The organism is Glaciecola siphonariae (assembly GCF_042652645.1).
Classification (GTDB): Bacteria; Pseudomonadota; Gammaproteobacteria; order Enterobacterales; family Alteromonadaceae; genus Glaciecola; species Glaciecola siphonariae.
The window spans coordinates 1,369,820-1,383,418 of the sequence record NZ_JBHSGU010000002.1; the positions used below are offsets into that span (position 1 = coordinate 1,369,820).

Genomic DNA, 13,599 nt, shown 5'->3' on the forward strand with positions numbered 1-13,599 from the left:
CTGACTCACTAGAAAGCTATCACAATCTTCTTTTTTCATACTAGCAAACTTTGTCCTTTTACACTAAAGGAAGCGAAGGGGCTGCTCTTACCCATACCCCCTCGCTTGGCACACACTGCTATCAAAAAGAATATCTCGCTCCAAATCCGTATCTAGCGCCATATTGACGACCAAATAAAAATTGGTTTCGGTAGCGACCATATCCCTCTTCTACCTCGTTGGTAATATTGTAGCCCTCTAGGAAAAAGGTTAGGTTTTCATCATAGCTATAATTTACGCTAAAGTCGGTAATGTTAGTTTCCTCAATAAACTGAGGAGGTGCATCCGCCGAGCCTTGTGTTTGGCCCACACCGGCTAAATAGCTATCTCGCCAAGCGTGAGTTAGCTTAACCGACCACGAATCATCTTCATAAAACAGCTGAATGTTGGCCGAGTCACTTACACCAATTAAGGGCGATTGCACCGCCAATAAGCTAACGTCATATTCGGTGTCTGAGTTAACTATTGTGGTATTAAACGACGCGCCAAAACCGGTATCCCAGAACATATGCTGAATCGCAAATTCGATACCGTCTACGGTTTTTGAATCGGGGTCATTAACCGGTTGACTCACTTGCCATTCAATAAGCGGGTCATCTGCGTTTTGACGAACAATTTGCGTCTGGCAGCAAGCATCATCTACCCCACCGCCGTCAGCGATGATCCGCTCCCATACATTGGTCACGGTAAGAGGCAGCCCTTCAGCTTCAAGCGCCGCTCGGGCGGCGTTGGCACGCGGTCCAATTAACGGGTCGCGTAAGTTGTCAACGGTAATGATGTTTAGGCCATCGGATATAAAGTTTTTAACGTCTTTCCTAAAATACGTTAGCGAAACATAGCTCGATTCCTCGTAATACCACTCGGCTGCCACATCAAAATTTACCGACTCAAACGGGTCTAGGCTTGGGTTACCAGCGCTACCTATCCGAGAGTCAGGTTTTGGGTTTGCCGACAGACTTCGCCCTACGTTTAGATTGCCCAAAGGCGCACGGCTAATTGTTTTACCAAATGACATCCTAGCGAATAGGTCTTCTTGTATTTCGAGCTTAAAGTCTATGGCTGGCAAGAGCACATCATGCTCTCCTGTGCCGTTAACAAAGGTATCGCCACCGCTTTGGAAGCGTAACTGCCACTCGGTAGGATTTGACCACACCACAAAATCCTCAGCGCGCTGCAGGTTATTGCTGTCTACCTCAGTTTCTTCATACCTAAGCCCGACATTTACGTCTAAGGGCATATCAGCAATTTCAAAATACATGCTGGCATTAAGGTAGGCCGACTGCGTAGTTTCGGTTAAATCATTTTCACTGATTTGCCCGTTTTCATTGAAAGGATCGCTGGTAAATCCTGGGAAGAACGTTGCCATTCTAGACAGTGCCTCACCTAAGTCCCAATCAAAATAATAGTTAGTAGAGAGGTTCGCGCCGCCACCATCAAAATCGTCGAGTAAATCGTCAGTTGCTACGCGTGTGAACATACTATCTGGGAATATGGCTTGATTGCCGTTATAGCCGTTTGGCCCCTGATTTCCACTAAATCCAGAACGGCCACCAAAGGTCTGCTCGGTGTGAGCTAGGCCAAACTTAACGTTGGTTAAGAAACTGTCGTTCGGGTTTGTCCATTGAGAATTAAACTGAAATTGCTTTACGCCCGACTCGCCAATTCCGCGACTAAACTGAGCAAATAAAGGGTCGATATCCGAAGCACTCGCCTCTGCTGCCCCGTTTGGCCATGTCATTTCAAAATTAGGAATTTGTCCACTGGTGAAATCGTAGGTTTTATTGACGATGTTATTCGGCGCAATGATCAGTAAGCTGCTTGCGTTAGTGCCGCTGTCTAGACCATTATCGGTTTCTACGCTTGAGTCATGATAGTCGAGCTCAACGGCAAAATCGTCATTGATAAACCACTCAAAGTTAAAGCCGATTGATTTTTGCTCAACCAGCAAGGTGTCAGATGTGCGCGAGTGCGCAAAATCGTTGTCAACTTCGGTAAATCGCACCGCAGTGCCGTTTTCGTCAAGTTCGTATGAGTCAACATTTCCGCCAAAGTTAAACCAAATCCCAAAGCCGTACCCCTCATTGGCGGTTTGCGACTCTGCCATCATGTAATCTGCCGATAAGGTCATATTGTCGGTAGGTGCCCACTGCAAGGTAAGATGAGCATTAGTACGCTCTCGCTGTATATCCCGTAAATCATAGGATATCTGTCGTGGCATGAAGGTAGGCCCTGCTTTACCGTCAAGCGCACCTGCAAGCGCCGGATTCCCGTTTACCGCGATATCCTCTTCTTCTGACATGGCGTCAGGGCGCAAATCAACAAAACTACTCGCTGAACTGAATGCACCAGTGTTGGCCAACCATCCGGGAATATTTGCACTTTGCTGCTGAAACGAGCGCTCTTGATAAGACGCCGATAGCGACACACCAATTGTATCGTCGGCAAAGGTCTGACTATACAAAGCCGCTATCTCGGGCGTAACGTCGTCTCCTTCAACGTTCGATTCGTCGTATAGGCCTTTGGCCGACACCGAATATTTCAAACCCGGTGACGATAGCGGCTTTGCAGTAAGAATATCAACGGTAACGCCTAAACCGCCGCTAGGTACGTCTGGCCTACCCGACTTGTAAACCAAAAGCTCACTAACGCCCTCAGACGATAGATTTTCCAGATTAAACGAACGTGAATTGCCCGTACCTGGCATTTGCCGTCCGTTTAAAAGTAAGAGGTTAAAGTCTGGACCAAAACCTCTCGCGGTGATTTGGCTACCTTCATTGTTGTTGCGACTTATCGTAATGCCGGTAATGCGCTGTAGCGATTCTGCAAGGTTAGTATCTGGAAACTTACCCATTTCTTCTGCCGAGATAGCATCTACAATGCCCGACGACGAGCGTTTTATATCTTGAGATCGCGCCAAGCTACCTCTAATACCGCTTATTTCTATAATTTCTACTGTGGTTTCTTCGTCAAGATTATTTGTTTCATTTTCTTGTGCGTGCACCGGCACCATCATTGCCGAGCCCATCATTGCCGACCCTAGCACGAGTGATACTGCAGCAGAAATACGAGTCCTAAAAAATTTATTATGTTTCATAATGTTCCTACATATTGAAAACTTGATGCGATTTTCGCCCGCCTTGGCAGGCAAAAACCTTTAATAAAAAGCGTAAAGCGTATCTTGGCGTTACCTAGTTGTCGGTAAACACCATATTGTCGATTTGATACACTGCGCCCGCACCCGTGCCCCACGCAGGGAACACCATAATTACATCGATGCCTGTGACATCCAGTGAACTGTCGCTCAGCTGAGCCATGTCAAAGGTATAGGTCTGCCACTCACCCACAACAGGCAAGTTACCTTCAATGCTGTTACTAAGCGAAAGCTCCACAAACTGCGATGGACTGCCGTTAGACTCAAGCTTTAACAGCCAGTCGGTTTCACCGCCTGCTGGCGCTGAGACTAAACGAAGGTCAAAGCTAAATTGACCGCTCACCTCAATTGGCGATGCGTCAAACGGCGCGCTCATGTCTGCGTTTCGAGTATTAAAGCCAAGCACCGTCTCATCGGCGTCACCAATTGAGAACTGCGCTACTGCACCATAAGGTTGGTCAGTGGTTTCAACAGTAGGTGAAGTACCTGCACAGCAATCCCACATCGGCCATGCTTGGTTGACTTGGTCGGCAAACACGGTGAGTACCGCATTATCTGCACCAGAGTCGCCGCCGCTCATATCACCGCTAATATCTGAGGGGTTTCCAATATAGAAATTATCAACTCTATACACGGCGCCGCCACCGGTCTGCCATGCTGGGAATATCATCACTACATCAATGGCACTCACGTCTAATCCCATGTCGGAAAGCGAGAGTAAATCAAAGGTATAGGTTTGCCATTCGCCCACTACCGGTTCAACACCCTGTTGCGATGCACTGAGCGCAACTTCTGCAAACTCACCCGGATTATTGTTCGACTCGGCTTTAAATAGCCAAGTAGTATCTGACGTTGGCGGCGTGACAATCTTCATATCAAACTGAACAACGCCGGTTGTAATAATGCTCGACGCATCAAAGGGCATACCGCCTTCTTCTCGCGCGGTGTAGCCAAGCACGGTTCCGTTGTTGTTTTCGATAGTAAACTGCGTAGTTGCGCCGTATTCCGGATCATCCATTTCTAGCGTGGGTGTTGTACCTCCACAGCAATCCCATGGATTCCATTCAACAGTAAACGCGTCGGTGAAAATAGTCGCTAGAGGACCAGAGGGCGCGCCGCTTGCTGAAGGGTCGAAGAATTTAACGTTATCTACCCGATATATCGCTCCTTCACCGGTTTGCCACGTGGGGAAAATCATCACAACGGCGATTTCGCTGATGTCTAAACCGGCATCGGCTAGGGTGGTCAGGTCAAAGGTGTAACGCTGCCATTCGCCCTCCACAGGCGCAAGTCCCTCTTTAGACTCACTCAGGGGAAGCTCAGCGAAAACGGTGGATTGTGAACTTTCTATTTTGAGTAACCATGGCGTGTCAGGGGTTGACGGCAACGACACAACCTTCATATCAAACTGGAAAACACCGCCTGCCAGTAAGGAAGAAGCATCAATAAAATTCTCTGAAGGACGAGCATCCCAACCTAATACGGTACCGTTGTTATCATTAATTCTAAATTCAGCAACCTCGCCATAAGGAGCGTCATCTAATTCAATGGTTGGCGTAGTGCCGCCGCAGCAATCCCACAGTGAATAATCAGGGTTAATTGCGCCATCGAAGAGCACAAATTCAGGAGATGCGCTGCCGCCGTCAACATCAATCTGAACATTGTCGAGTCGGTAGGTGGCCCCATTACCTTGTTGCCACTCAGGGAAGACCATAATTAAATCGATATTACTTACGTCAAGCCCGCGGTCGGCAAGCGCGCTAATGGGAAAGGTATAACGCTGCCACTCGCCCGTGGGTGGGAACACGCCCTCATTGCTTTCAGTAATAAAAAATTCAGCCGCCGAACTGGCATTATCAGCTTCAATTTTTACCAACCAGCGAGCACCAGATGTGGGTTGCGACACGACTTTCATATCAAATGAGAGACTACCCACGCCAATCATCGCAGATGCGTTATACATCGCAGGCGTGTCAGCTATTCGGGTGTTAAAACCAAGTACCGTGCCTTCATCGGTCTGGATTGTAAATTCGGCAACCGAACCAAAACTCGCATCTTCATCCATAACTACTGTAGGTGTTGAATTGCCTGTGTTGTCCCACAGAGGCCAACTAGGGTTCTCTGCATCATCAAAGAAAGTAATGGGTACTGGTCGCTCTGGCGTAGGTAGCGACGGGCTTGGCGCTTTACCTTCAACAAAGGCATCATCGGGGTCATCATAACCCGGGCGTATGGTTTCACATCCCGCGCCTGTTATTGGGTCTTGGGTACATTGATATACTTTGACGTAATCCACTTCCATGGTTTGACCGTTCGCAAAGGCCTGCGCGTCAATGCCGCCCAAGTTTACGTTTTCTGGCCAGTTACCGCCTACAGCCACATTGAGTAAGAGATGGAAATACTCATCAAAAGGCTCTGTTCCGTAGGTAATGATGGGTTCACCGGTCACATTGCTGAACTGCGGGGTGTACCATCCGCGGTGACGAAGACCAATCGCATCGCCGGAACTGCTCAAGCGTAAATCTGATTTTCGCTGCATAGCATACAAATAACCATTGAAATACCAGCGGATTTCGCCTTCTTGCCACTCAATCGCGTAGGTATTAAAGTCGTCAGCGGGACTTATACCGTCAGGTGGTAAAAACTCGGTACCTGAACTGTCGTTATTCGGCCAATCGTTTCCGTAGTGGATCGTGCCATGCACGCGCGTCTCTTCAACACCGTCAGCACCCACGGTACCGAGGTTAACTGCCTCCATGATGTCGATTTCACCAGACTTCGGCCAGCCGCCGTAAACGTAGTCAGTAGGCAGCATCCAAAAGGCAGGCCATGAGCCCTGGCCTTGGGGCAATTTCGCTCGAAGCTCAAACCGACCGTATTTAAAGTCAGCTTTGCCGCGGGTATTAATACGGGCCGACGTGTAAGGCAGTTGCGCACCGTCGGGGGCCGGTAGGGCGTTGATTTTCAGTGTGCCGTCTGACACCACCAAGTTGTCTGCTGAGTCTGTGTAACATTGCTTTTCATTGTTACCACCGCCATCACAGTTAACTTCATACGACCAATTATTTAGATTAAGGGATGTACCGTCAAAGTCATCACTCCACACCAATTCCCAATCTGAGACAGGTTGGCTAGTGTCGATTTCGGTGATTTGTGTGTCGGTTGTAGTATCAGCACCACCGCAACCAAAAAGGGCAAATGCAAAAAGTGGGATTAAGCATTTTTTTGCTTTTGAATCCACAATTTTAACGACCATTGTATTCTCCATGTGTTCACCCAACACATCATCGTGATGTGACTTTGGGTATGTGTGTGTCTGTAAACAAAACAAATTTTTTTGTTAAGTTTAATGTTACATGTTTGTTAATGAAGAAATACTCAAATGCGGTGAACAGTAACTTGTTTAAGATAAATGGGCAGTTGCCATGTTTTTGCGATGAAGCGATATATTTTTGCGGCAAAAAGGTACAGGAAAACACCGAAATAATTCTCGCAGGGCATGAATAGCTATAGCTTGGGCAAGCTATTGTCGTCTACGTGAGCAGCTTAAATGTCGCATGTGTTGATACGGTAGCGTATCGGCTGGGTGTGAGACGTTTCGTCTAGGTAGTGAATCGTTAAAGTGAGGGGCGTGTACTCATTTAAAAGCATGCGTGCACACGGATGTGCACGCATGAGCGGCCAGGATGGCGAAAGCGACTTTTAAATGAGTATACGCCCCTCGCCAGATTCACTACCTAAACGAATCAAATTACGCTTTTGCGAAGGTTGCCATTGATGTGCGAACCTCGGTTTTATTTAGCAGCCCAAATTGGCTCCCGGCGAATCACCCAATATCGCAATCATCCTGCGATATTCATTGATTCTGCTTTGCACCTGAGCAGGATTGCCACCGTTGCACTCAAGCGCGCCATTAATGGTGCGAATGGTTTCACCAAAGCCTCTGCCCTGAACCATCGCATCATGCGCCGACACATTCCCCGCGCCGCTTTGCGTCATCCAAAACCACAAGGCAGTTTGCCAAGCAATAGTGGCGCTTTGCGCGACTTGATCGGGGTTTTGCCACAAATTCAAACCCAGTGCTTGCCCCGCCGCGCAGTAGTTAAAATTCCAACTGAGCTGAATCGGGCCACGTCCATAATAGCGTTTACCTGTTTGACATACGCCGCATGGGGTGGCTGTACCCGAGCAGTATTCTCCTCGCGCAATCTCTTCTTTGTAAAACAAGCCACCAGTTTCGTGATGAAAGTTGGCCATTGCAGCTGCTACTTCTCGTTTTCGCGTGCCAAGATCACCGGCGCCACCAAAGCTAGGATAGGTTTTAGCAGCTTCAATCAAACCTGCATAGGTATAAAAGCTATTTCGGTTTGGAAACATCTGGTTGAACTGCGCTTCACTCATAATGGCGGCTAAGCCCTGAGGCTGGCCACCCGAATTGCTTACACGACGCACAATAATTGACGACGCTAGGTCGTTCATACCATTGTTCGCTAGGCAAGCGTCATCACCTCTTATGGTAACCGTACGGCCCGCAAAGTTATCATCTAAAAACAACACCGCTTCATAGCCTGGCGCAACTCGGATAGACGACGCCTTGTCGTTGACAAAACCGCGCGGCCCTAAGCTAGCTAAATTGAAATTACCTTCACCTAAAGAAGCCCTCCACCCCGCGTAGTCGCAATGCTCATACACCGTCACAATGCTCGGTGATGATGAACCAAGTCTTGCCACCTCTATGTAGTTTAAGTTCCAGCCATTGGTTTGCGCAAAAACGCCTAAATTGTAATTTCCGGCGTCTATTCTTACGCTGCGCTCAACCGTTCTCCAAGACTGCCAGCCTCCCGTAGCAGGAATGACAAAGTCGCCAAAGTTAATCGCTCCGGCATTTAAGTCAACTGATGCAACGCCACCGCTAGGGCTCGCTACACGCAGTTTAATTGCGTACTCACCAGAGCTTGGAATGGCTAAATTAGGATAAACCAACCACTCACTGGCTTCTATCCAACCAACGTTAAAGCCGCCCTCGCTACTCGCTTCAATGTCAACGTTATCAGAGCGGTAAGCACCGCCTTGATTGCCCACAGTCGTGTCGTTATAGGCTGAGTAATCTTCTGCCTGAAATACTTGAGCCTGCGTAAAACCAATTAAAGAAGAGGTAAGCGCTATTAACAGTCCAATACGTGTAAAGTGTTTCATATCGATTTCCTTATCTTAAAGTGATTTCAAAAACGCTAACAACTCAGATTTTTGCACGTTACCTAAGCCTTCGAACCTCGCACGAGCATCGCTTGCCTCACCGCCATGCCATAATACCGCTTCTTCTATGGTGCGAGCTCTTCCGTCATGCAGGTAGCTTTCATCCGGCGTGCAGTATTCATCACCTTGCGCACCGGTATCGTTGCGTACGCCGCCTGTTACGCACGCCGATAGGCCCAAGCCCCAAAGCGGTGCGGTGCGCCATTCAGCGCCGCTCGCATCACCTTCTCCTAAGTTATCTGCCAGACCGTCGCCCATATCATGCAACAGCATATCGGTATAGGGCTGAATGGTTTGGTCTCTCAACTCACTTAAAGGGTGATACTGACTAGTTTGCATAGACGGTGTATGGCAAGAGGCACAACCGATATCGGTAAAAATCGATTTACCGTTTCTAACTGCTGGGTCATTGAGATTGCGCTGCGCTCGTACGCCTAACAAAGAAAGATACTTCACTAGGAGGTCTACATTATCGTCAGAAATTTCAGCACCTGAACCACCACAGTCGCTTTGGGCTGCGCCGCAATCGGGTTCTGGCAGCATGGTGGTCATAACGCCCATATCTCCATTAAATGCCATTGCCACTTGATGCTCAATACTGAACGCGCCTGCCTTCCAGCCGAAACGGCCGAGTCGTGTTTGTCCAGAGCGGGGGTCGTTAATTCGATTCGCTTTGCCAGAAATACCGTCGCCATCTGCATCATTAACATCTTCTTTGGCAAGAATAGTCGACTCGTCAACAGCTTCTAGCAAACCTAAACCAACCAAGTTTGGCGCAATGCGTCCAGAAAAGCGCGCCGGTCTGTTTTTAGTAAAATTGTAGTTGGGCGAGCGCAGTCCGTTGTTTTCTGACCACGACGCAATCACCACATCCCCTTCCCCATTATTACTGTTTATACCCACATTTTGGGCTTGTAAAATGCTGCCGATGTTAGGGTCTGGCGCGCCGTCTGCTGCCGCTACTTTAAATACCCATTTGTTGAGCGAAGCACCAACCGCGGGTGCCGACGCTCGGCCGTTTCGCACATGACAACCAGCGCAACTCTCATTAACGTAATGCGTACCCACCTTCCCAACAACATCGTTAAACACGCCGTTTTCACCGTTTCGCTCATCGTGACGACCGTCTAAAAAGCTGCTGTGATGGAGGCGGCGCCCTTCAACAAAGGCTTGGCCATTCACGTTCGATAAATTGGTCGCCATTTGCATAAAGTGGTTATCAGGTTCATTAGTGTAGTTGTACGGTAGCGTGGTTTTACCGCCAAGCCAGCCAGCACGAGCAATCGGATATGAGTCTTCACGCTCAGAATTAGGGTCTTCAAAACGACCGCGCGTTTCCCACGGCACTAAGCCCTCACCTACAATATAAAGGTAAGTCGTTCCATAGTAGTTTGCTCTGCCGTCTGGCGGTGCATCCAAAAATTGACTGGCTTCAAACTCCATGCGTTGACCCACTTGCAAGCCTAAGCGGTTAGTGGGGCTCCAATTCAGTGGCCGGTAATCTTCAATCATTACGCGATAACGATACTGGTTACCGTTATCGCTAATTTTGTTGAAGTTAAAGTCGTAACGTCCGTTGTCTAGCTCAACCACCTGACCGCCACCGAAGTAGTTACCGTGGTACTCTGCAACCGTGCCGAGCCCTCGATACCACGCTCTAAATTCACGGGCTCCTAGTTTCCACTCAGTAATAAAAGTGATCTCAATATTCGAACCGCCTTTGGCAACATAATCCACAATTTGAAACTGCGCGGTACGATGCTTCCAGTACTTCGACAAATAATGATCATAGATTTGAAACTGGTCTTCTTTTGCGTGTCTGTCGCGTCCCCTATCGGCAAAACGCGTTACCAAAGCATCGCCGCGATCAAAACTAATTGCCTGTTCTAAGGGCGTACTGCTGTTGTAAAGGGGCGCGACGTTGCTTGTGTTTATCGGGCAGCCACTTGCATTGACTGAGCTTCCTCGCGGTGTGTTAGCGCATTGATCAATACTATCTGGAACCCCGTCACCATCAGCGTCTGGAGGGGTTTGCCCACCTCCGCCGCCTCCGCCACCATTGCCTGCGCCCAGAGTAAACTGTCGCGTAGCACTGTCGATTGCTAAACCGTTATCTTGCAAATAGGTAAACCAATACGATATTGCATCTCCATTGTTTAAGTTATCGAGGCGATATTCGTTACGACCATTAACAACCTGCATACGCAGATTTTGTTGAGCTCCGCCATTCACGCTGTAGTGAACGTCTGCCCAGCCTGTAGTACGCACATAAAACACTACCGAGCTATCACTCACTTGCTCTATGCCCTCTAGCTCTTGCTCAACTATTTCGCAGCCATTGCTGTCAACTCTTGCGCCGCGCGGTGTATTACTGCACTGGTCTTGTGAATCGAGCACGCCATCGCCGTCACTGTCTAAGTTAAGCTCAGTGGCTACATCGGGGCCGAATATCTCAAGTTCAGCTATTTGAATTAGATTGCTGCTGTTGTTGCTCATATCAATTCTGTAATACTGATAGGCTTGGTCGTTATTGATAGAAAACGAGCGTGTTTGAAAGCGATTAGGAAAATCTTCGCCATTACGGTTGTCTAGGCTAACCCAATCCACACCGTTATTTGAGCCTCTGAGTTCCCAGTTGAGCGGGTCTCGCTGAGCCGCGTCGTTTGCTGATGTGAGTGTGTAACGTTTGGCAGTGTAAGCGGCCTCATTAATTTTTACCTGCACCCAAGTAGAAGAGCTAAAGGTTAAATATTTAGAATTTACGTTATTATCAAATAACTTCTCTAAGCGCTCGTTTGCCGGAGACCGCGATTCAGGATAGGCCGACGATACCTCAGTCGACAAATTCGTAAAATCGATTTCTACCGGCACTGGCTCTGCCGCCCCAAATATTTGAAACTCCGACAACTGCAGTATATTGCCACTGTTATTACTCATGTTCAGGCGATAATAACGATACGCCCTAGCATTTTCGACAGCATACTCACGGGTTTGTCGTCGAGCGTTAAAATCCTGACCTGCTCGTGAGTCAATCGTAGTCCATATGGCGCCATTGTTGGACGCTTGAAGGCTCCAATTAAGGGGGTCTCTGCGTGCAAAATCATTACCCGATGTAATGCGGTAAGAAGAGGCAATATAGCGCCCTTCATCAATTTCGTATTGAATCCAAGCATTAGCATTAAAAGTCAGATATTTGGTCTGAACGTTATCATCAAAGGCATTGGCAATGCCCTCACCTGCAGGAGAGTCATTGAACTGTGCCGAGAATTGACCGGGTAAATTCGTAAAATCGATTTTGTTTTCAATTTCACAGCCCTGGGCATCAACGTCAGCACCAAAACGAGTGTTTGGACATTGGTCAATATTGTCTGCGACGCCGTCTGCGTCGGCATCGCCAAATTCAATCAATTGGTAGTAACAATTTTTTGCCGTTCCCACAATAGGGTCGTCAAAGGTAGAGCTAGAGCAAATAATGCTGTTTGTTGCTGTTAAATAATTAAATCTGCCGTTTGCGCCGTATGCGACCTCAGCATCTCCGTTGAAGTTACAAATACCATTTTCACTTGCGCATAAGGTATATCCGTCGGGACCATTAGACACCGGTGCACCGCCGCCAGTCCAAACGATGTCGTCAATGGCAAAATCAAAGGCAAAATTAGGCTCTTGACCGCCAATAGACGAAATATTGAAATGATTTTTAATCGATTGCAGAGCAATTAAAGGCCCTGCTAATTCATTTATAGGGATGCTTACTTCGCCCCATTCACCGTTTCTAACTAAACCATAAGCGTTAACATTGGCCGGAAATTCTATCCAATTTTCATTGGTATAGGTGTCAGCTACGCCTATGCGGAACGACACATTCGCAGGGATTTTTATTTTAAATTTGAGCTCGCCACCTCTGAAGTTACTCATGTCGCGGGCTTGACGAGTTTGAATACCGCCTCCAAACCACTGATTTGGTGAGTAGCGCCATGCGATAACGTTGTCACCCTCAAATGGCGCAGTATTGCCTTGGGAAACAGAAGTTTGATTCCAAACGTAAATATCGGAGCTTACGCCCGGGTCTAAGGTAATACTGGTGGGGGTGTTGTCAGTGAATACACCAAAGGTGCCGCTTTCAGGCTGAACTTGGCTTCCTGCAAAAACCTCTCCCTGACCGTCAAGCTTGTAAATGCGCACATAGTCAACAATCATCTTTCCGGGTAGAGGTGCAGAGACCTGATTGTTATTGGCGGCATCGGTAAAATTGCCGCCTACTGCTAAATTGAGCAGTAGATAAAATGGGGCTCTAAATTCATCAGACTCTTCGCTAATAAAAAATGGAGAATCGAACATGTCGTATTCAACACCATTATCAACGATGGTAAATCGAATTTGTGATTCGGTCCAATAGGTGCGATATGTCACAAAGCGGTTAGTTAAAGGGGTAGACGATACATGAGCATTGTCGTTTTGAAAGGCCACGCTCGCTGCACACGTTGGATTGCCTGAACTACACGCCGCCTCAGTGTAGAAGATAAGGTTTGAACCGACATAACTATTGCTTGGCGCATTAGGAAAGCCTGCAGACGCTCTACCTGCTCTAGACTGGCCCATTTCCATCATGTCAATTTCGCCCTTCGAGGGCCAAGTAGCGGTGCTTGTGCCGAGCAGCCAAGCGGCGGGCCAAAGCCCCGTCTCCACATCGCTAACTAACATACGCACTTCAATCATGCCGTATTGCACTGCAAGTTTTTTGCTAGATTGAATTTTACCGGAAGTAAATGCCTTACCACCCACGTTCTCGCTGCGTGCCGTTAGCACCAATCCTCGGTTGCCTGACTCGCCGGGTATGTTCTCAATGGAGACGTTGTTTTCTGCGTACCACTGTAATTCTTGATTACCCCAGCCACACAGACCTTGATCGCAACCGTCACCAATATCAATATTCCACGTTTGCGCATCTAATTGGTTAAAGTTGTCTTCCCACAGCAATTCACCTACCTGCTGAGCGTGCGTTTGAGCGCTCAGCAACAGCATAAAGCTGCTCGAAAGCAAAGCCAAAACTCTAGCGTTAATATAAGCATTTTTCATCTTGTTGTTCCCTTCACTCTCAAACTCGGACCGATACAACAAGAGAGTCTTTGTGTTGAGGCCGCATCGCCAAATAG

At 47.9% G+C, this 13,599-nt stretch carries 3 protein-coding genes and 1 pseudogene; all 4 read right to left on the reverse strand.

Going from position 1 to position 13,599, the window contains the following annotated elements; all coding sequences use genetic code 11:
• Positions 1 to 121: 121 nt before the first annotated feature.
• Complete coding sequence (locus ACFO4O_RS07500; protein WP_382407030.1) at positions 122 to 3,133, reverse strand: TonB-dependent receptor; 3,012 nt, start codon at positions 3,131 to 3,133, stop codon at positions 122 to 124.
• Positions 3,134 to 3,788: 655 nt separating this feature from the next.
• Positions 3,789 to 6,446: pseudogene (locus ACFO4O_RS07505) on the reverse strand (family 16 glycosylhydrolase); the annotation flags it as partial.
• Between the two features lie 542 nt (positions 6,447 to 6,988).
• Positions 6,989 to 8,386, reverse strand: coding sequence for a glycoside hydrolase family 19 protein (locus ACFO4O_RS07510; RefSeq protein ID WP_382407032.1), 1,398 nt, complete (start codon positions 8,384 to 8,386; stop codon positions 6,989 to 6,991).
• A gap of 15 nt (positions 8,387 to 8,401) precedes the next feature.
• The gene (locus ACFO4O_RS07515) at positions 8,402 to 13,522 is read right to left on the reverse strand and encodes a di-heme oxidoredictase family protein (RefSeq protein ID WP_382407034.1); all 5,121 of its coding nucleotides are present in this window, start codon (positions 13,520 to 13,522) and stop codon (positions 8,402 to 8,404) included.
• Between the last annotated feature and the right edge of the window lie 77 nt (positions 13,523 to 13,599).

Excerpts from the sequence above, each read along its gene's own strand:
- ACFO4O_RS07500 (WP_382407030.1), bottom strand. The coding sequence starts at position 3,133 with ATGAAACATAATAAATTTTTTAGGACTCGTATTTCTGCTGCAGTATCA.
- ACFO4O_RS07510 (WP_382407032.1), bottom strand. The coding sequence starts at position 8,386 with ATGAAACACTTTACACGTATTGGACTGTTAATAGCGCTTACCTCTTCT.
- ACFO4O_RS07515 (WP_382407034.1), bottom strand. The coding sequence starts at position 13,522 with ATGAAAAATGCTTATATTAACGCTAGAGTTTTGGCTTTGCTTTCGAGC.